General features: G+C 60.8%; 18 protein-coding genes and 1 pseudogene. 10 read left to right on the top strand and 9 right to left on the bottom strand.

Features of this window, described 5'->3' with window-relative positions:
* Positions 1–50 precede the first annotated feature (50 nt).
* The 4 genes from AC1ECN_RS20910 (at position 51) to AC1ECN_RS20895 (ending at position 4,880) form a co-directional block, all read left to right on the top strand.
* Positions 51–2,327, top strand: coding sequence for a tetratricopeptide repeat protein (locus AC1ECN_RS20910; protein WP_130674090.1), 2,277 nt, complete (start codon positions 51–53; stop codon positions 2,325–2,327).
* Between the two features lie 88 nt (positions 2,328–2,415).
* On the top strand, positions 2,416–3,204 hold the full coding sequence (locus AC1ECN_RS20905; protein ID WP_024319893.1) for a hypothetical protein: 789 nt from the start codon (positions 2,416–2,418) through the stop codon (positions 3,202–3,204).
* A gap of 230 nt (positions 3,205–3,434) precedes the next feature.
* The gene (locus tag AC1ECN_RS20900; protein WP_392397990.1) at positions 3,435–4,238 is read left to right on the top strand and encodes a transporter; all 804 of its coding nucleotides are present in this window, start codon (positions 3,435–3,437) and stop codon (positions 4,236–4,238) included.
* A gap of 96 nt (positions 4,239–4,334) precedes the next feature.
* On the top strand, positions 4,335–4,880 hold the full coding sequence (locus AC1ECN_RS20895; RefSeq protein ID WP_130674091.1) for a hypothetical protein: 546 nt from the start codon (positions 4,335–4,337) through the stop codon (positions 4,878–4,880).
* Between the two features lie 14 nt (positions 4,881–4,894).
* On the opposite strand, the gene AC1ECN_RS20890 is transcribed toward AC1ECN_RS20895, so the two are convergent.
* From AC1ECN_RS20890 to AC1ECN_RS20870, 5 genes are all read right to left on the bottom strand, one after another.
* Positions 4,895–6,388, bottom strand: coding sequence for an HAL/PAL/TAL family ammonia-lyase (locus AC1ECN_RS20890; protein WP_130674092.1), 1,494 nt, complete (start codon positions 6,386–6,388; stop codon positions 4,895–4,897).
* A complete protein-coding gene (locus AC1ECN_RS20885) occupies positions 6,385–7,161 on the bottom strand; it encodes an ABC transporter ATP-binding protein (protein ID WP_018482978.1) in 777 nt (258 codons plus the stop codon). Before AC1ECN_RS20885 ends, AC1ECN_RS20890 begins: the two co-directional genes overlap by 4 nt.
* A 27-nt stretch (positions 7,162–7,188) precedes the next feature.
* A complete protein-coding gene (locus AC1ECN_RS20880) occupies positions 7,189–7,893 on the bottom strand; it encodes an ABC transporter permease (RefSeq protein ID WP_018069856.1) in 705 nt (234 codons plus the stop codon).
* A gap of 10 nt (positions 7,894–7,903) precedes the next feature.
* A complete protein-coding gene (locus tag AC1ECN_RS20875; protein WP_018069855.1) occupies positions 7,904–8,629 on the bottom strand; it encodes an ABC transporter permease in 726 nt (241 codons plus the stop codon).
* Between the two features lie 105 nt (positions 8,630–8,734).
* A complete protein-coding gene (locus AC1ECN_RS20870; protein ID WP_018069854.1) occupies positions 8,735–9,574 on the bottom strand; it encodes a transporter substrate-binding domain-containing protein in 840 nt (279 codons plus the stop codon).
* A 193-nt stretch (positions 9,575–9,767) separates the two neighbouring features.
* On the opposite strand from AC1ECN_RS20870, the gene hutC (AC1ECN_RS20865) reads away from it, so the two are divergent.
* Positions 9,768–10,523 (top strand): histidine utilization repressor, encoded by a 756-nt coding sequence (gene hutC / locus AC1ECN_RS20865; RefSeq protein WP_018069853.1) that lies wholly within the window; start codon positions 9,768–9,770, stop codon positions 10,521–10,523.
* Positions 10,524–10,688: 165 nt separating this feature from the next.
* Here the strand turns inward: hutC (AC1ECN_RS20865) and AC1ECN_RS20860 are convergent.
* Positions 10,689–10,811 (bottom strand): annotated as a pseudogene (locus tag AC1ECN_RS20860) (ATP dependent DNA ligase); the annotation flags it as partial.
* Positions 10,812–11,285: 474 nt separating this feature from the next.
* Between AC1ECN_RS20860 and AC1ECN_RS20855 the strand changes: the two are divergent.
* From AC1ECN_RS20855 to AC1ECN_RS20845, 3 genes are all read left to right on the top strand, one after another.
* Positions 11,286–11,600 carry a hypothetical protein gene (locus AC1ECN_RS20855; RefSeq protein ID WP_018069852.1) on the top strand — a complete coding sequence of 105 codons (315 nt, stop codon included), beginning with the start codon at positions 11,286–11,288 and terminating at the stop codon, positions 11,598–11,600.
* Between the two features lie 882 nt (positions 11,601–12,482).
* Positions 12,483–12,809: a hypothetical protein gene (locus AC1ECN_RS20850; protein WP_130674094.1), complete on the top strand. Its 327-nt coding sequence runs from the start codon at positions 12,483–12,485 to the stop codon at positions 12,807–12,809.
* A gap of 251 nt (positions 12,810–13,060) precedes the next feature.
* Entirely contained in the window at positions 13,061–13,267 is a 207-nt protein-coding gene (locus AC1ECN_RS20845) for a hypothetical protein (protein WP_018069849.1), read from the top strand.
* Positions 13,268–13,969: 702 nt separating this feature from the next.
* Here AC1ECN_RS20845 and AC1ECN_RS20840 read toward each other — a convergent pair.
* The 3 genes from AC1ECN_RS20840 to AC1ECN_RS20830 all read right to left on the bottom strand — a co-directional run bounded on the left by AC1ECN_RS20840 (position 13,970) and on the right by AC1ECN_RS20830 (position 17,598).
* Positions 13,970–14,635, bottom strand: coding sequence for an NAD(P)-dependent oxidoreductase (locus AC1ECN_RS20840; RefSeq protein WP_130674095.1), 666 nt, complete (start codon positions 14,633–14,635; stop codon positions 13,970–13,972).
* A gap of 772 nt (positions 14,636–15,407) precedes the next feature.
* Positions 15,408–16,130: a histidine utilization repressor gene (gene hutC, locus AC1ECN_RS20835; RefSeq protein ID WP_018069845.1), complete on the bottom strand. Its 723-nt coding sequence runs from the start codon at positions 16,128–16,130 to the stop codon at positions 15,408–15,410.
* A gap of 121 nt (positions 16,131–16,251) precedes the next feature.
* Positions 16,252–17,598: a formimidoylglutamate deiminase gene (locus AC1ECN_RS20830; protein WP_130674096.1), complete on the bottom strand. Its 1,347-nt coding sequence runs from the start codon at positions 17,596–17,598 to the stop codon at positions 16,252–16,254.
* A gap of 123 nt (positions 17,599–17,721) precedes the next feature.
* On the opposite strand from AC1ECN_RS20830, the gene hutI reads away from it, so the two are divergent.
* Positions 17,722–18,984, top strand: coding sequence for an imidazolonepropionase (gene hutI, locus AC1ECN_RS20825; protein ID WP_130674097.1), 1,263 nt, complete (start codon positions 17,722–17,724; stop codon positions 18,982–18,984).
* The coding region (gene hutH / locus AC1ECN_RS20820; RefSeq protein WP_477953978.1) for a histidine ammonia-lyase at positions 18,981–20,461 on the top strand (1,481 nt) is incomplete at its 3' end. The genes hutI and hutH, both read left to right, overlap by 4 nt.

The raw sequence follows: 20,461 nt of genomic DNA, 5'->3' as shown, positions 1-20,461 counted from the left end.
GTTTGAACCATGGCGGCCCGACCTTCTCAAACCTCTACAGGAGCGATTGAGTGGCAGCATCTCTTCAGTCAGCAGCAGTGGGACGAATAGCCGTCCTGCTTTTCCTGTTGCTCGCGCCTGCCGGGCGCAGCCTTGCCACCGACGACATTTCGACATCCGGGGCGGACCCGCAGATATCGATCCATGAGGGTTTCGTGGACGAAAGGACGTGCGCATCCTGCCACGCCGATCAGGCCGCGGCTTTTTCAAAGTCTCACCATACGAAGGCCATGGCGTTGGCCGACGACGAAACGGTGCGCGGCGATTTCAACAACACCCGGTTCGACCATGACGGCGTCGTCACGACCTTTACCCGTCGCGATGGCCGTTTCTTCGTCGACACCGAGGGAGCGGACGGCGGCCAAGCCGAGTTCGAAGTCAAATATACCTTCGCCTACGAACCCCTGCAGCAATACCTCGTCGACATCGGAGGCGGACGGCTGCAGGCTCTCGATATCGCGTGGGATACGGCGAAACGGCAATGGTTCTGGCTCGGCAACGGCACCCCGGCCAAACCGGGCTCCACTTATCATTGGACAGGTCCTTTCTACCGCTGGAACCGCACCTGCATCGATTGTCATTCGACCGATCCCCAGGCGAAGTTTCAACCGCAGACGAACGAATACAAGTCGACCTACGTCGCCACCAGCATCGGCTGTCAGTCCTGTCACGGCCCAGGCGCGAAGCACGCTGCTCTGGCGCAATCGGGCAATGTTTCGTCCTCCGTCAAACCGGATATAGGTGTGCCGAAAGTCGATGCGGGCATCTGTTTTGCCTGCCATGCGAGGCGCAGCAGGCTGCTGGACGGCTATCAGCCGGGTAAGCCCTTTCTCGACTATTTCTCCCCTGCCCTGCTTCGGCAAGATCTTTATTTCCCGGACGGGCAGATACTCGACGAGGTCTTCGAATATGGCTCGTTTCAGCAAAGCAAGATGGCAAGGGCGGGCGTGACCTGTCTCGATTGTCATCGGCCGCACGATGCCGGCCTGAAGGCCGAGGGCAACGCGTTGTGCACGCAATGTCACGCTGAGACGAAGCCGGAGCGCTTCGTCAACCAGGATCCGAGTGGGCTGTTCGACACTCCCGCGCATACCCACCATCAGGCCGGTTCGACCGGGGCGCAATGCGCCAACTGCCACATGCCGGAACGCACCTATATGAAGGTCGATCCGCGCCGCGACCACTCCTTCGTCATTCCTCGGCCCGATCTGTCGGCAACCCTTGGAACGCCGAATGAGTGCACGACCTGTCATGTCGGCAGAACCGATGATTGGGCAGCCGAAACAATGGACGGATGGTATGGAACGCAATGGCGCAAACGCCCGTCGATCGCTCATGCCTTCGCCGGAGCTGCGAACGGCGATCAGGCCGCAGTGGAGGCTCTGCGCGCCCTTGTCAGTGACCAGAGCCAAGCAGGAATTGTCAGGGGCAGCGCCATCGCCGCACTGAGTGGGATTAGCGGTGTGGATGTCGCCACCGACATTCGAACGGCCGCAACCGATGCAGATCCGCTCATCAGGCTCGGCGCTGCGGAAGCCGCAGGCAATATTGCGCCGGAGCAGAGGCTGGAGGCGATCGGCCCCCTGCTCGGCGATGCGACGCGCGCGGTGCGCGTTGCTGCCGCCAACGCACTCGCCAGCACCCCTCCCGAGCTCTTCGGCAATCAGCGCGGCAATTTCGAAGCCGCCGTCGCGGACCTGCGCGCCTATGTCGAAACGAATGCCGACGTCGCGGAAACACAAAGCAATTATGGCGTCTTCCTGTTTGCCCGACAGCGTACGGGCGAGGCCGAAGCCGCCTTCCGGCGAGCGATTTCGCTCGACCCGACATTGGAGGCAATGCGCATCAATCTGGCCGAGTTCTACCGCGCCTCCGGCCAGACCGACAAGTCGGAGCAGACCTATGCCGAAGCAATCGCCATGGCGCCCGACCAAGCGGATCTGCGTTACGGACATGCGCTGTCTCTGGTGCGCAAGCAGGCATTAGCCGAGGCTATCACGGAACTCCAAGAAGCGGTGCGGCTGGATCCGCAAAACTCCCGCTACAAGTCGACCTTTGCCGTCGCTCTCGATTCGGCTGGCCGGACGGGAGAGGCCCTGGACAGGCTTGGTGGCTGGGTCACGGGCGAAGACGCCGATATGATCGGCCTGGCGCTCCAATACAGTCTCAAGCTTCGACGCTTGCCGGAGGCGCTGAGATACGCCGAGGATCTGGCGCGACTGAGGCCACAGGACCAGCAGATTTCAGGCCTCATTGGGCAGTTGAAGCAGGCGATCAACGAAAAATAGGTATTTGAGCTTGTCGAAATCTACTTCTCGCTGCACAGTACCGACTCGGGACAGCAGTGCCGAGGCGAAACGAGATCGGGGGATTCTCATGAAAGCCATATACTTGCGTGCCATTCTGTTGGTGGCGGGCATTTGCGCGGCGTCGGCCGGCAACGCCGCCGATATCACGCCGCTCACGCCGGAAGCAAAAACAGTCGAGAGCCAGAGCGGCTGGCAATTCACCTTCGCGCCATATTTCTGGGCTGCCGGCATATCCGGCGATATTGCGCAGTTTGGGCTGCCGGAAGTTCATATCGACGCGGATTTCGGCGATATCCTCAATAACCTCGACTTCGCTTTCATGGCGGCAGGCGAAGCAAGATACGATCGCTTCAGCATCGTGGGTGACGTGATCTATACCAAGCTGGGTGCCGACGCCGACACACCTGCCGGTATCCTTGCCGAGAGCGTCGATGTGACGTCGAAGACCTTCGCGGGATTTCTTGGAGTCGGTTACGCCGTGCTCGAAGATCAAAATGGCCACCTCGACGTGGTCGGTGGCATGAGGGTCTGGTCGGCCAAAACCGAGATCTCGTTCAATGGCGGCATTCTGGCCGGAGTGGATGTCGAAGACAGCGCCACATGGGTCGATGCCGTCGCCGGCGTCCGAGGAAACTACTTCTTCACGCCGGAAATCTATGTCACGGGGTGGGGCCTGCTGGGCGCCGGCGGCGCCGATATCGACTGGGATGTGGCGCTGGGCCTCGGCTACAAGTTCAACGACACCATCTCAGCGGTCGCCGGATATCGTGCACTCGGCGTCAACTACGATAATGACGGGTTCGTCTTCGACGTCGTCCAGCAGGGGCCGATTATCGGAGTCGCCATCCGGTTCTAACGGGCGGACCGGCGAACTTCGTACTGTTGGCAATTATCCTTCCAGTATGCTCGCCTTTTGAACACCTGGTGTCCTCGAGGAGCCGGAACAACGACCTCCCCAGGAAGCAGAGAGCCGCCGTGACAGCGGCTCGCAGTTCGGTATCCAACAGGATCGATCCCGGGGATATCGTTTCATTTCGGAGGAAGCCTGCCTTGCGGGCTGGGTTCAATCGGATCATGGAGGCATTGATGAAGAAAGTCGCTTCTTGGGTAGTACTGGTTGTCGCGCCGCTCGGTGTCTGGACAGGGACGGCAGCCGCCCAGTCGAGTGAAGACTTGGCGAAGAAGCTTTCCAATCCAATAGCCTCGCTCATCAGCGTGCCGTTCCAGTTCAACTACGATCACGGCTATGGTCCAGACGACGGCGACAAGGCGACGCTGAACATTCAGCCGGTCGTTCCCTTCAAGATAAACGAGGACTGGAACGTCATCTCGCGTACCATCCTGCCCGTCACATGGCAGAACGACATTGCCGGACCGTCGGGAACGCAGTTCGGTTTGGGCGACATCACGCAAAGCTTCTTCTTCTCGCCGTCCAAGCCGACCGAGAGCGGCATCGTCTGGGGCGTTGGCCCTGTTTTCCTGCTGCCGACGGCGACGGACGAGCTCCTCGGAAGCGGCAAGTGGGGTGCGGGTCCGACAGCGGTCGTCCTTAAGCAGGACGGCCCCTGGACTTACGGCTTTCTCGGGAACCACATCTGGTCGTTCGCTGGTCAAAGCGACCGGGAGGATGTGAGTTCGACGTTCCTCCAGCCGTTCCTCTCCTACACGACCAAGGACGCCTGGACGTTCTCGCTGAATACGGAGTCGACATATAACTGGGAAACGAACGACTGGTCGGTGCCGATCAACTTCGCAGTCGCAAAGCTGATCACCATCGACAAGCAGCCAATCAGCCTGACGGCGGGCTTACGATATTGGGCGGCGGCTCCAGACAATGGCCCGGAAGGACTGGGCTTCCGCGTCGCGGTCACGTTCCTCTTCCCGAAGTGAATCCGCAGTCGGCGACGCGCGCGGCGGCTGTAGTAGCAAAAGCTCAACCTTCTTTTGCTATCGCTAGAGCCGATTGCGTTGGAGATGATGTTGGCGATGAAAATTCCGACAGTGATGCTTCTGATGGCAGCGGTCCTGCAGCCGGCCTCCGCCTTCGGCGAGACCGAATGGATGGGCGGCGCGAGACAATGGTCGGTCGGCTTTGCGAGCGAGAGCCCGCATCCCTATTGCCGCCTGCTGTGGGACAGCGAGATCGGCAAGACCATGGAATTCCGCCAGAGCGCGACCGAGACGTTCTGGCTGGTTTCAAAGAACACGTGGGACATTCCGGCCAAAACCAAGACCGAGGTGACGCTGACCAACCGTACGACGACGAAAGTGGTCGCCGCCGAATTCTTCGACAAGAACACGCTTCGCCTCTGGGGTCCGGCCAGCAAGGGCAGCGGCGGACTGAAGAAGATCATCAAGAATTCCTTTGCCGGAATGCCTGACGTGCAGCTAACCTTTGCCGGTGACGAAGGCGACTGGACGCTGCCGCTCTCGCGCGTGGATCAGCTCTACCCGACTTATCTCCAGTGCCTCAAACGTCTCGAGGCCGGCGAAAAGCCAAAGCAGAATTCCGAAACCAGCAAGCCGTTCTGACAGCCGTCTCCAACTCAACCAATCGGCGGCGGCGCAGTATCACGGATCAGGCTGCGCACGGCTTCGATATCGCCGTTGAGCGGCCGTTCGTCGCCATAATGGGAAACATGTTCCCGCACTGCCTTATAGACCAGGTCCGTGCCTGCCGCCCGCGGCGCCGTCGCCACCAGGAAATCATGCGCCTGGGCAGCAGCCATCAGCTCGATCGCCAGAATATATTCGGCGTTGTCGATGACGGCGAGCAGCTTGCCTGCGGCAGCCGTCGGGTGTGCGAGGAAATCTTCCTGCAGGCCCGAGGTCAGCCCGCCGTCCATGGCCGCGGGTGCGGCAAGGCGGCGGTTCTCGTTGCTGAGCGCGGCAGCAGTATATTGGGCAATCATGAAGCCGGAATGGCTGCCGGCATCGCTCGCCAAAAAGGGCGGCAGGCCGCTCACCAGCGGATTGACGAGCCGGTCCATGCGCCGCTCGCTGATCGCGCCGATCTGTGCGAGCGCAATCGCCAGGCTATCGGCCGCCTGCCCGAGCGCCGGGGCAACCGCATGCGCCTCGGAAGAGACGATCGGATGTTCCGGCGTGCCTGAGACAGCCGGATTGTCCGTCACCGAAGCAAGTTCCTGATCGGCGATGCGGGCGGAATTGTCGAAGACGTCGCGGGCGGCACCATGGGCGTGCGGCACCGAACGAAGGCTGAGCGCATCCTGCGTGCGCCGGCCGAAGGCGGCGGCGACAAGGCCGCTGCCTTGAAGCCGCGCGCGCAGGCTCGCACCCACTTTCTCGATCCCCGCCGATGGGCGCAGCGCCAGCACCGCCTCATCGAAGGCGGCAATCTGGCAGCCCGCCGCTTCCAGCGTCAGTGCTGCGATCGCATCGGCCCAGTCGAGCAGCCGCTCGGCGCGCAAAAGCGCTACAGCGGTCAGGCCGGTGGCGCAGGCCGTGCCGTTGACAAGGCTCAAGCCCTCCTTGGCGCCAAGCACCAGCGGCTCGAGGCCGATTGCAGCAAGCGCCTCGCGACCGCTCATACGACGGCCGTCGAGGTGAGCGCTGCCTTCGCCGATCAGAACAAGCGCGATATGGGCGTTGTGGACGAGGTAGCCGGCAGAGCCCTTGGATGGCACGTCGGGAATGCAATCATGTTCCAGCATGGCCGCAAGCTGCTGGACGATCTCGCGCCGCACGCCGGAATGACCATGGGCGAAATTGGCAATCTGTGCGGCGATGATGGCGCGCACCTCACGGGCGGCCAGCAATGGCCCGACGCCGCAGGCATGGCTGAGCACGATGCTGCGCGACAACAGGCTCTGCGAGGCACGATCGACCACCGTATCGGCCAGTGCCCCGACGCCGGTGTTGACGCCATAGGCGCGCACGCCTGTCTCGACGATGCGCGCAACGATGCGGCTTGCCTGCTCGACGCGCGCTGAGGCGGCCGGCGACAGCACAAGCGCTTCCCCTGCCCCGACGCGCGCGACATCGCGCCAGGTCAGCACGGACTCGATGGTGATTGTCATTGACCGCTTCCGAAATGGCCGATGAACTGGCGAAACGCGGGTGTCGCGCCGCCGGTAAACATTTCGTCGGGCTTGCCGCTGCTTTCGATCAGCCCTTCGCGCATGAAGACGACGCGGTTCGAGACGTTGCGGGCAAAGCTCATCTCATGGGTGACGACGAGCATGGTCATGCCCTCCTCGGCCAGCGCGCGCATGACGCGCAGCACTTCGCCGACAAGCTCCGGATCAAGCGCCGAGGTCGGTTCGTCGAAGAGCATCACCTTCGGCTTCATCGCCAGCGCACGGGCGATTGCGGCACGCTGCTGCTGGCCACCGGAGAGATGGGCGGGATAAGCATGGCGCTTATCGGCGATGCCGACCTTTTCGAGCAGCGCTTCGGCCTCGGCGATGCAGTCGGCGCGCGGTCGCTTGAGTACGTGGATCGGCCCTTCGATGACGTTCTGCAGGATCGTCATATGTGACCAGAGATTGAAGGACTGGAACACCATGCCGAGTTCGGAGCGGATGTGGTCCACCTGTTTCTGGCTGGCCGGCTTGCTCGTGCCGCCCTTGTGCACCATGCGGATCTGTTCGCCGTCGACAAAGATCTCGCCGTCGCTTGCGGTTTCGAGCAGGTTGATACAGCGCAGAAAGGTCGACTTGCCGGAGCCGGAGGCACCGAGCAGCGAKATCACATCGCCGTCTTCCGCATCGAGGGAAATGCCGCGCAATACTTCGTGCGTGCCGAAGCTCTTGCGGATATTGCGGACCGATAGTCGGGTTACGCCTGGCATGGGTGCTCCAATCGGGTCAAAGATCGACTATGCCTTCAGCGCCTGCGGAATGGCGCGGCGATGTCGGGACAGCGAATATTCGAGCAGAGCCATGCCCTGCAGGATGATGAAGTTGAGGACGAGATAGATGATCGCCGCACAGAGAAAGACTTCCATCGTGCGGTAGGTCTGCGAGATCAGCCGCTGGGCGACGCCGGTGACCTCCCAGACGGTGACGAGGCTTGCGAGCGCCGTCGACTTCATCATCAGCACGATCTCGGTGGAATAGGCCGGCAGCGCGTGGCGAAAGGCGATCGGCGCCAGGATACGGCGCACCAGCAGGAAGCCGGACATGCCGATCGAGCGCGCCGCTTCGATCTCCTTCGGCGAGACGGCGCGAATGCCGCCACGGAAGATCTCCGCCGTGTAGCCGGCGGTGCAGAGCGCCAGCGACAGCACGGCGCAGACCATCGGCTCACGCAGGAACGGCCAGAGGAAGGAATAGCGGATGACGCCGAACTGGCCGAGGCCGTAGAATACCAGGAACATCTGGATCAGAAGCGGCGAGCCGCGGAAGACGAAGATATAGCCTTTGGCGAAGCTCGAAAGCACCTTGTTGCCGCTGGTCCGCATCCAGACGATGACAAGCGCCAGCAGGCCGCCGGAGACGATCGACAGGGAAAACAGGATGAGCGTCGTCGGTACGGCCTTGAGCAGGGTGACCATGGTCGAGGCGATGAAGGTGAAATCCATTGTCGCCTCCTTACGCCTGGCCCATGGCGGATGCCGGCATGCTGCGATTGGCGCGGCGCTCCGCCCCGTTGAAGATGCGGTCCGACAGGCTGGTCAGGAGCAGATAGAGGCAGCCGCCGGCGATGAAGAACAGGAAATATTGCCGGGTCGAGCCCGCCGCCACCTGGCTGGTGCGCATCAGCTCGGCAAGACCGGTGACGGAGATCAGCGCCGAATCCTTGAGGCTGAGCTGCCAGACGTTACCGAGGCCGGGAATGGCGAGGCGAAACACCTGCGGCATGATGATGCGGCGAAGGCGCATGCCGCGATGCATGCCGATCGCCGAGGCGGCCTCGAGCTCGCCCTTGGAGATAGCGAGAAAAGAGCCGCGGAACACCTCCGCCTGGTAGGCGCCGGAGATGATGCCGACGGCAAGCGCGCCGGCGACAAAGGAGGGCAAGCCGAGGAAACCTTCGTAACCCATGGCCTGGCCGATCGAGGTGACGGCCGACGAGCCGCCGAAATAGATGAGATAGATGATCAGCAGTTCGGGCACGCCGCGAAACACGGTCGTGTAGACGTTGCCGAGCGTGACAAGGACAAGATTGCCGGAGAGTTTCGCGGCCGCAACGATCGCGCCCAGCACCGCGCCGATCGCCAGCGCCGTCGCCGTGACAGCCAGCGTCATCAAGGCGGCGGCAATGAGCAGCGCACCCCATCCCGTCGAGCCGAAGCCGAGAAGTTCCAAGCTTGCCATATCGTCCGTTCCCCGTCCGTGGCAGTGTTTTGCGGATTGACAATAGCATGCGGTCTCCGGCGATAAAGCCGGAGACCGGTGTTTGCGGCCGAAAGGCCGAAACGCTTATTGCGGGCTGACGTCGACCTTGAACCACTTCATCGAGAGGTTCTTGACGGTGCCGTCGGCGAGCGCGGACTTGATCGCTTCGCTGAACTTGTCGCGCAGGTCCGTATCGGCCTTGCGGACACCCAGGCCTTCGCCCTCGCCCCAGATCGGACCGATGATCTCGGGGCCGGTGAAGTCGAGCGCGCCGTTGGCGGAGGCGAAGGCATTGGCGAAATAGACGGCGTCGTCGAAGCCGAGGTCGATGCGGCCGTTCTGCAGGTCGAGGTCGCGGTCGGCACCGGTCTTGTATTCGCGGATCTCGGCAATATCGCCGAAATTGTCATAGACGAACTTGGCATAGACGGTCGCCGCCTGGATGCCGATCGTCTTGCCCTTGAAGGCCGCCTTCAGCGCGTCGATTTCCTTCACGCCGGTCTGGCCGGGCGTCATCTTGATCGTGGCGCCGGTGCCGGCGGCCTTTGCCAGCGGGCTGTCCTTGGCGGTGGCGAAGGCTGCAGGGGTGGCGGCATAGGGAATGGTGAAGTCGATGACCTGCTTGCGCTCTTCGGTGATCGACAGCGCATCCATGATGACGTCGAACTTGCCGGCGTTGAGCGCCGGGATCATGCCGTCCCAATCGGAGGCGACCAGCGTGCATTCGATCTTGGCGCGCTCGCACAGCACCTTGGCGAGTTCCGGTTCGAAGCCGCCGAGCGTGCCGTCGGCATTGGTGAGGTTCCAGGGCGCATAGGCGCCTTCGAGTGTAATGGTCGCCTTCGTCCAGTCTTTGGAAAAGGCAGGCGCGGCGAAGGCGGAAAAAGCCGCCACGCCACAAAGCAGGATTGCGCTGAATTTCATTTGTGAATTCTCCTCTGGAGTTGAACAGACCTTGCGGCACCAGGGCCGATCTTCGCCGGCTTGCCCTTTCCTGTCCTATTTCTGCTTAGGACCGATTGGGAGGTTGTATATGGTACCATATGAGATATTTTGTGATATGCAAGAGGAAAGTCGAATTATGTAGCGAATTCCATTCGTGCAAAAGGAATAGGCAATGAAGCGTCCCGGCGAGATGAAGCGCGAACTGGCGCAGAATGATAGCACCCCGCTCTATGCCGGCGTCAAGCAGGTGATCCTCGACCGCATCCAGAGCGGCGAGTGGCCGCCGAAATACCGGGTACCCTCCGAAAACGAGCTGGTCGTCGAGTTGGGCGTCAGCAAGATGACCGCCAACCGGGCGCTGCGCGAACTTGCCAACGAGGGCGAACTTGTCCGCATCCAGGGCGTCGGCTCCTTCGTTGCCGAGCGCAAGGGCTATTCGGCGCTGTTCGAGGTCCGCAACATCGCCGAGGAAATCGCCGAACGCGGCCATGTCCACGAGGCCTCCGTCGTCGTTCTCGCCCGGGAAACCGCCTCTCCCGAGGTTGCTGATGCGCTCGAACTGCCAATCGGCGCTGCGGTTTTCCACTCGCTGATCGTCCACAGCGAAAACGGTGTTCCCGTGCAGATCGAGGACCGCTTCGTCCATCCGGAGGCCGCCCCCGAATATCTCGACCAGGATTTTTCGACGCTGACGCCGAACGCTTATCTGACGGCCGCAGCCCCGCTCAGCGGCTCCGAGCACGTTGTCGAGGCGGCGATGCCGCAGGCCTGGGAATGCAAGCTGCTGACCATCATGAAGACCGAACCGTGCCTGACGATCCGCCGGCGCACATGGTCGGCAAAACAGGTGGTCTCGACCGCCCGTCTCGTCTATCCCGGCCACCGCTACCGGCTGGAAGCGCGCAGCGGCAAGATGTTCGACGAATGAAAACACCTGCGATGTTGTATATGGTACTGTGCAGGCTGCGCCATCGCCGTGAGTGAAGCTATGATAAGCAGCGGCCTTGTCCTTGTTCTTCATTAAGCGGGACTTCGTAGATCTGATCGGAATTATCAAACCTTGAGCCGATTGCGGACGGTAGGGGTTGGGAAATTAATCCAGCTCGTAGACCGTAGCGTTATCCTGCACTTCCCGCAGCCCCTTGCATGAGGCGTACCGCAACTTACGGTCGCCCGTCCACGCCCTGTACTCGATCTCGGCGACCAGCTTTGGTTGCAGGCAGATGACGCTCTTGAGATGGAGCATCAGCATGCCAAGCCTAGCGGAGATGACAGGGTCACTGCATATGCACAATTTCTATATCGGGAAGTTGAAAGCTAAGCAGGCGCAACTTTTCGGCAGCGACCCTTAATTGGCGATGCTGCTCGACAATGTTGCTGAGGTTCTAAGCGGCCATGGGCTCACCTTGACCGATGAAATAGCCGACCTGGAATGCGAAGCGTAGTCACACTGAAATATTTTCATTGGAAATCAAGGGCGGTTGCCACACCCTGCCACACCTCAGATGAATGCTAAGCTCACCAAGATGCCGGTTCCGAAGACAGCGTCGCGGATGCGCTTCATCTCGGAAATTCAAACACCTGCTGAACAACCGCGCACTTGGTAACCAATGTCACAAAAGTCCAGAAATAGTGCTTGCGCAGGTTTCTCGCATGGGCTGTAGCTAATTACTTGGGGTGGGGGAGATTCATGAACATAATAAATAGCGCAGGCATGTCCTCTGCGGCYGCCATAGCGTCACCTGACGAAGAAGTTATTCAACTTCTATATATGACAGCGAAGGAAGAGGATTTCTGCTGTCTCATGACTGACGGGGAATGGGAAGATTACGACAAGACCATTGTAAATCGCGCCTGCGATCTTGGCCTCGTCACCATTCGTAGTCCCGGTGGCGGGTGGAGTTACGTGACCGGTTGGCGGCTTACAAAGCTCGGCAAAAAAACAATCGGCATCCCAGTAAAGCTCAGCATCATACCCCGCCTTCTGGCATTCTTTGCCCGCTGAACGCTCGTCGATCTAATCAACCGCCGCATTGTCATGCACCTCGCGCAGTCCCTTGTAGGACGCGTGACGGAGCTTGCGGTCACCGCGGCGCCAACATCGTGTTCGGCCATGTCTCGCGGTGACCCCGGAGCCGTGATGGCATCTTTAGCTGGAGAGACTCGCAGATTTGCGAATCGACCGACCTTCGCCGACGTACTGTCTTCTGCCCACAAAGAAGGCAGCTATGAGATCATGTCATTTCGCCGTGCAGACCGAAAGTGCGCTTTGGGCCGTCACCTTCTTCAGTGAGTATGGTTTCGACGCAGCCGAACGATCGGCTATCATCGAATATGCACGCAAGATGTATCACAATGAACGTGAAATCAGCGACGCGGCCATATCGAACGTATTAGCGCTAAGCGATGGCGATCGGATCATTTGCGTAAGGTTTACGGCGAAAAATCGACTCACAGAACGTGTGGGCGGACGACACGAACCTCCCACGATGACCAAAGATACGGGTTTGCCCTTGGTGGCTATACGGATCAGGATCACTACTGCAATCCCAAATGGCTATTCTATTCTCCGTTCGCCGAATTGGAACACCTTCTAGATCTCAGCTAACGGATTTGAGCAGCGACCCGCCGGCCGCTGGTTGATATTTGCGGGCCGACTGGCAAGAGATCGGTGAAGTGATTGGCAAGGAGCTGCTTCGGGAGGGTTTCGCGCGCACCTGGAGCCCGAAGAAGCGGAATGACTGGTGCGTTTAACTGGTGAGCCACCCCCGCGCTCGTGGAACGGGCGGACGCCAGCAGGTTTGAATGTCGAGATAAGCATTTTGGATAGATGTTCGCCGTGCTCTAACGCGGTTACAATCTTCGCTTACGGAGAAGGAAGTGAACGATGAAAGCGATCACGGTTTCTGGCCTCATTATGCTAGCCTTCGCATCTGGTGCATATGCCGCAACCATGACGGCGGAGCAGTTGAAAAGCGAGTTGGTAGGCCACCCAATTCACTGGAAGTCCAAGACGCAATCGGGCGTCACAACTTATAAACCAGACGGAACGATTGAAGCGACTGTCGACGAGGACAAGGCCACCTACAAGGGGACATGGAGCATCAAAGAAAATAAGATGTGCGAGAAGTTCGGTAAGGAAAAATGTGCAACGATCAATTCGCTTGGAGGTAAGAAATACTCCAAGGGGGCCGGAACGTTTACGGTGGAATAGTGCCTGTTTCGGTTTTCGTCACCAGGCGGCTTACGTGCCGCCTGGCTTCTCGCGTAACGGGAAAAAGCGCCTGAGCTCAGCCGGCAGCCTTGATGCTCGTGTTGCAGAGCCTCCAATAGCCACCGCCCTTCTGGATCCCGAAGCGGCGCAACGACTGGTGTGATTGAGCATATTACCCCTTCATCTGACGTTCAGGTTGGATCGCCGAAACTAGTCTAACAGCCTCGGCCACAGATCTATGGACGACCAAGATGTTTCCAGCGCTGACCTCCCTTTCCGACCATGATATTGAAGTTGTGGTCGATGCCCTGACGGAATGGTGTTCTCAGCATCATTGCGACATTCAGAGCTGTCGCGGGCAATCTGCCCTCGCTGCGGCTGTCGATGCGGTCCAGAGCTCACCGAACCGTGACACCTTGCTGCATCAGCTTTCGGAGAAATTGACGGACAGTAATTGAATAGCGCGTTTCGGATATGTCAGTGCGACCGCCCGGCGCACAGGAGAGTTGGTTGCGTGGGGTTAGGCAATATCGCCGAGCGGCCAGTTGAATAATACTCGAGACCATTTTCGACTTGAAGTCACTTTGTACATCAGAGCGTAATCGTGCGATTATTGCCTAGTTTTGTAGCAAGTATCTGTGGAAACATCGTCTCGAAAAGTAATATTTTATTGCAAATGTCTGATTTATCATCAAAGTGAATTTGCAACGCGGCTAAGTCACTAGCCGTAAAAAACACCCCCCTTCCTGATCCCGCTCCAGCGGGGTTTTTCTTCTCTAGACTTGCGCGAACGCTATTAAGCGAACATTGCACAAGTACAGATTAGTGCTTCGCATTGGTGCGGAAGCGCACAGGAACCTTTTGGACGAACCGTTGTTTGGCCTAGCCCACCCCATACGGGCTTGTAGAAAATACCCCTTTTATTGACCCGCTTTGTTATGCGGGTTTTTCTCGCCCTCTTCGGAACTTTTCTCGTCCCAATGGGTTTCGAGCGCGGATGTGATAAGCTTTTGCGTGTCGTCATCCCCTTTCCAGTAACTCTAAGCCCCGCAAACGCGGGGCTTCTTTTGTGCCGAAGTGTACCGCATGCGGCGGGCGAAGAAGCGTTGGACGGCCTTGAGGAAATCGTTAGCGGGAACACGGTTGCGTGGCTGTCGACATCACGAGGTAATCAACGGCGACCCGCCGAACCAAGCGTCACTAGTGACCTGATCGAGTATGAACGTCGCAACATCTACCCGCGAGATCGAACCACCATGGAAGGAATTTAGGTCTGTGAGCGTCCGAATCGCGTTGCCCCCGGGCTTGCTGTTGAGGATCGAAGGACGGACGATGGTCCAATCGAGATCGCTGCGCTTGATGACGTCCTCCTGGCGGTTCTTGTCGGCGTAGACTTTGCGCAGAAGCAGTGGGAAAATTAGCTTGTCGAAAAGGAAGCCGCCGTGTCCAGCGCTATTGCCCGCGCCCATCCCGGTGATAGCGATCAGGCGCGAGACCTGCTCCGCCTTCATTGCGTTCGCAAGCGCCCGAGTGGCGGTMGAAAGTAGGGTGACCTCACGAAACGGACTTGCGGGAGTGCCGAGCGCAGTGATCACGGCATCGCGGCCCTTGATCGCCTGACGCAAGGCTTTCTCATCACGGGCATCGCCTACGACAAGCTTTGCTCCTTTGAGATCGGCTTTTTCCGGCGAGCGCACCAGTACGGTGACATCATAACCGCGGTTTACAGCCTGGCTGACGATGTGGCGGCCGGTCGGCCCAGTCGCACCGAGGACCAGAATCTTCGGTGCAGCGGCGCGATGTGTTTCAGTAACAGACGTGGTCATTGTTACGGTCCTCTTGACAGGCAGGGCGCCTGTTCAGGAGGCCGCCCTGTTGGGTTTGTTTTGGGGATAGTCAGAGCCCGCCCTCGGAGTGGCTCACGGCTCGCTTCAGCGTCGACAGCAGKGCCGCTTTGTAGCCCTCGTCGCTCTCGAGCTGCGTCTACTCCGCCTGCTCTTCCAGTGCAGACAGCAGCGGCCCCGGGGTTGAGAGGTGGCGGCCTACATCGCCTGTGGCGCCGGCAATGAGAATAGTCATGGGATGTCTCCGGGTTTGTTAGCCTGACCTCGAATATGACTGGTTCATTGTTGATCCAATAGAGCAACAATTTGGACAGTCCGTCTCACACACGAAACAGTCATCAGCTGCTAGAGAGGACCGATCCGCGGCCGTCGCCTCTTCCCGTCCACCTGAACGATAAATCACCTTCACAATATGCTTTGAACGGTCGCCCGTGATCGCGCTCTGCTCGACCATTCGCCTCAATACGACCACCGCAGTCAGCTGGTCTTCGGCCAATCATTATTCAGCCAGCCCAGCCAGAGCTTGAGGTGCAAGCCACCCGACAGCGGCCGATCGCGCTTCCAGCAGAAGAAACGCATGACCTTGGCCCCCTCCACGACGCACCACTAATTTTTAGGGGTCTTGCTGATCACATGGCGGAGGTGATGCTGCCGGCCGCCATCATGCCCAGCAGTTCCGACCGCCAGCCATGGGCGGGGTTTCGACCGATCCACCAGGTTCGTCACCGGGCACCAGCCGGTTGGATCGGGCTCGTTATTGCGACGCCGGCGTGAAACGCGCCACCAATGCATGCCGATCTCCTGGATAGGTGAAGCGCACATGCGTCACCGGGCCGGCACCGCTCCAGGTGCGGCGTTCGACCACGAGGCAGGCAGTATTGCGCGCAATGTCGAGGATGGCGGCCACTTCGGCATTGGCCGAGACGGCATGGATCCGGTGTTCGGCCGTGCTCCACGGCACCTGGTTGAGCAGCCATGGTCCCGGCGCCGTCGTCAGGAAATCGGCATTGGCGGCCTCCGGTACCGTCGCAAGGCTGATCAGCCGCTCCTCCAGGCAAAAGGGCCGCATCCCGGCATTGTGGATGCAGACGACCTCGACGACCGAGGACGCCACCGGCAGCTCCAGCCTTCGGCTGTCTTCTGCCTTGGCCTTGCGGCTCGTCTTCTTCGATACCGCATAGGAATAKGGCAGGTTCAGCGACTGCACCTCGGCCTTGATATCGTGGATTTCGAGAACAGCCGATTGCGCCTGCGGCTGGGTGACGAAGCTGCCGGACTTCTTGCGGCGCTCGATCAGGCCGGCCTTGGCGAGCTGGGTCAGCACCTTGTTCACCGTCATGCGCGAGCAGTCATACTGCGTGGCGAGATCGACCTCGAAGGGAATGCGGTGCCCCGGCGGCCAATCGCCCGAGACGATACGGCCCTCGATGTCGCTGAGGATGCGCTGATGCAAGGTGGGATCCCTGCTTTGGTTCATCGCCACGTTCCGATTGGTCTCCCGCTATCTCTTTGTTTTTACTAAAATCCGGACGAAAAACCACTACGCATTTTTGCTGGAACTGCTCTAATTCGAATGCCTGTACAGGAAAAGCCCTCTTTCAGGCGGCCAGCAATTCGCCCATGACAGCCAGAAAACGCCGATCGATGGCATCGCGCCTGAGATGGCGTCCGCCCTCCACTTGCTTGTGGCCATGCGCCCAGACGCAATCGACGGCAACGCCGCCGGCAAACACCCAATGGTCGAGGATCTGGTCGCCTGTGAGATAGGGAACAGCTTTGGTGTCGAGTGAGACGATATCGGCGGAATGGCCCTCAACGAGGCCTGCCGGCGCCTTCAGCGCGGCGCCGCCGCCGGCAAGTGCATGTGTGAACAGCGAAAGCGCCGTCGAACCGCCGGGTGCGGCGACGACGTTGCGGGCGCGAAGTGCCAGGCGCTGCGAATATTCGAGCTGGCGCAGTTCCTCCGGCACGGAGATCAGCACGTTGGAATCCGAGCCGATGCCATAACGGCCACCCTCTTCGAGAAAAAGCGGCGCGGCAAAGGCGCCGTCGCCGAGATTGGCTTCGGTGATCGGGCAGAGGCCGGCGATCGCGCCGCTTTTCGCCATCCGCCGCGTTTCGTCCTCGGTCACGTGCGTCGCGTGGATCAGGCACCAGCGCTCATCCACAGGCGCGTGATCGAGCAGCCATTCCACAGGCCGCGCGCCGGACCAGGCGATGCAGTCCTCGACTTCCTTCACCTGCTCGGCGACATGGATATGGATGGGACCATCGCCCGCCATCGGCACGAGCCTTGCAAGCTCGTCCGGGGTGGCGGCGCGCAAGCTGTGAGGCGCCACCCCGAGCTCGGCGCCGTCGAGCCGGCCGGTGACTGCCCGGCATCCCTCCATCAGCCTTCCGAAGCTTTCGAGCGAATTGATGAAACGCCGCTGACCATCGATGGGGGCAGCTCCGCCGAAGCCGGAATGGGCATAAAAGACCGGCAGCAGCGTCAGGCCAATCCCGGTCTCTTGGCTTGCCGCGCCGATGCGTTCGGCAAGCTCGGCGATATTGGCGTAAGCGCTGCCATCTCTGTCGTGGTGGAGATAGTGGAACTCGCCGACGCGGGAAAAACCGGCCTCCAGCATTTCCGCATAAAGCTTGGCCGCGACCGCCTCGACATGATCAGGCGTCATTGCCAGGGCAAATTTGTACATGACCGTGCGCCAGCTCCAGAAGCTGTCATTGGCCGGGCCGCGCACTTCGGCAAGGCCGGCCATCGCCCGCTGGAAGGCATGGCTGTGCAGGTTCGCCATGGCGGGAACGAGGAGAGCATGGCGTTCGTCGCCAGGCTCGGGAGACGTGCCGATTTCGACCCGCGTAATGCGCCCGGCTTTGAGCGTCAGCCGCACATCCTTCTGCCAGCCTTGCGGCGTCAGCGCCGTGCCTGCGTGAAGTGTGGTCATGGCCTTCCCTCTCCTTTTGCCGCGTCGCCGATCTTTCTTTTCCAGAAAAGCGCGCAAAATTTCTCTTGTCACCCATCGATTATGTATATACATGTTATTGACATAAGGAAAGGCGCAAAGCTGATGACCGGGAACAATTTTTCAGAGGAAGCCTCCTCCGCCGAGGCCCACCCAGTGCTTTGGCGCAATGCGCGGCTGGCCACGCTGGCGCCTGGTAAAGAAGGGCTCGGCATCATCGAAAAGGGCGCCGTGCTGGTCGAAAACGGCCGCATCGCCTTTGCCGGCGCCGAAAGCGACCTGCCGGCATCGGCCATCGAACACTCCGAAATCGTCGATCTCGAAGGCCGCTGGGTTACGCCCGGCCTCGTCGACTGCCACACCCATATCGTCCACGGCGGCAATCGCGCCCGCGAGTTCGAAATGCGCCTTGCGGGCGCCACCTATGAGGAGGTCGCCCGTGCCGGTGGCGGCATCGTCTCCTCGGTGAAGGCGACCAATGCGCTGTCGGTCGAGGAACTCGTCGCCGAGGCTCTGCCGCGGCTTGACACGCTGCTTGCCGAAGGTGTCACGACGATCGAGGTCAAGTCCGGTTACGGGCTGAACAGAACCGGCGAAGTGAAGATGCTGCAGAGCGCCCGCCTGCTCGGCCATATAAGACCTGTCCGCGTCGCCACCAGCTATCTCGGCGCCCATGCGACGCCTCTCGAATATAAGGGTCGCAACGGCGATTATCTCGATGATGTCGTCCTGCCCGGTCTCGACGACATGCATAATCTCGGTCTTGCCGATGCCGTCGACGGCTTTTGCGAGGGCATCGCCTTTTCCACGGCCGAGATCGCCCGCGTCTTCGACAAGGCAAAGACGCTCGGCCTGCCGGTCAAGCTGCATGCCGAGCAGCTCTCCAATCTTGGCGGCGCCAGGCTCGCCGCATCATACGGCGCGCTTTCGGCCGATCACCTCGAATATCTCGACGAAGATGGCGTTGCGGCGATGGCCGCATCCGGCACCGTCGCCGTGCTGCTGCCCGGGGCCTTCTACGCCATCCATGAGAAGCAGAAGCCGCCGGTAGAGGCGTTGCGGCGGGCAGGCGTGCCGATTGCGATCGCCACCGATTGCAATCCCGGCACCTCGCCGCTGACCTCGATGCTGCTCACCATGAACATGTCGGCCACACTTTTCGGCCTCACCGTCGAGGAATGCATCGCCGGCGCCACCCGCGAAGGCGCCCGCGCCCTCGGTCTGCTCGACAAGACGGGGACGCTCGAAGCCGGCAAATCCGCCGATCTCGCCATCTGGAATATCGAAAGCCTCGCCGAGCTCGTCTACCGCATCGGCTTCAATCCGCTTCACGCACGCGTCTTCAAGGGCGAAAGGAACGGTCGATGACCATCACACTCCACCCAGGCTCCGTCTCGCTCAAGGATCTCGAAACTATCTACTGGACCGGTGTGCCGGCAAGGCTCGATCCCGCCTTCGATGCCGGGATCGCCAAGGCCGCTGCCCGTATCGCCGAGATCGCCGCCGGCAATGCGCCGGTCTACGGCATCAATACCGGCTTCGGCAAACTCGCCTCGATCAAGATCGACAGCGCCGATGTGACCACCTTGCAGCGCAATCTCATCCTGTCGCATTGCTGCGGCGTCGGCGCGCCACTGCCTGAGAATATCGTGCGGCTGATCATGGCGCTGAAGCTGGTCTCGCTCGGGCGCGGCGCCTCCGGCGTGCGGCTGGAGCTGGTGCGGCTGATCGAAGGCATGCTGGATAGGGGCGTCATTCCGCTGATCCCGGAAAAAGGCTCGGTCGGCGCCTCCGGCGATCTTGCGCCCCTTGCCCATATGGCGGCGGTGATGATGGGCGAGGCCGAAGCCTTCTTCGCCGGCGAACGGCTCCCGGGCGCGCAAGCCCTCGAAAGGGCCGGCCTCAAGCCGGTCGTGCTCGCCGCCAAGGAGGGCCTGGCGCTGATCAACGGCACCCAGACCTCGACGGCGCTGGCGCTTGCCGGCCTCTTCCGCGCCCATCGTGCCGCACAGGCAGCTCTCATCACCGGCGCCATGTCCACCGATGCCGCCATGGGCTCTTCGGCGCCCTTCCATCCGGATATTCACACATTGCGTGGCCACAAGGGCCAGATCGACACGGCAGCCGCGCTTCGCGCGCTGCTCGAAAACTCCATCATTCGCCAGAGCCACATCGAGGGCGACGAGCGCGTGCAGGATCCCTATTGCATCCGCTGCCAGCCGCAGGTCGACGGCGCCTGTCTCGACCTGCTGCGCTCGGTTGCCCGCACCCTTGAGATCGAAGCCAATGCGGTCACCGACAATCCGTTGGTGCTGTCGGACAATTCCGTCGTCTCCGGCGGCAATTTCCACGCCGAACCCGTCGCCTTCGCCGCCGACCAGATCGCGCTCGCCGTCTGCGAGATCGGCGCGATTTCGCAGCGTCGCATCGCGCTGCTGGTCGATCCGACCCTCTCCTACGGCCTGCCGGCCTTCCTCGCCAAGAAGCCGGGCTTGAACTCGGGCCTGATGATCGCCGAGGTGACGTCCGCGGCGCTGATGTCCGAAAACAAGCAGATGTCGCACCCGGCCTCTGTCGATTCGACACCGACGTCGGCCAACCAGGAAGACCATGTCTCGATGGCCTGCCATGGCGCCCGCCGGCTGCTCGGTATGACCGAGAACCTGTTCGGCATCATCGGCATCGAGGCGCTGACCGCCGCCCAAGGCGTCGAACTGCGCGCGCCGCTATCGACGAGCCCGGAACTGGGCAAGGCGATCACCGCGATCCGCACCAAGGTTCCGAGCCTCGACGTCGATCGCTACATGGCAAACGACCTCGCCGCCGCCGAGCTGGTGGCAACGGG

This window comes from Rhizobium sp. 01N447_2, from assembly GCF_056399245.1.
This window is presented reverse-complemented; position numbering and strand designations above follow the sequence as displayed.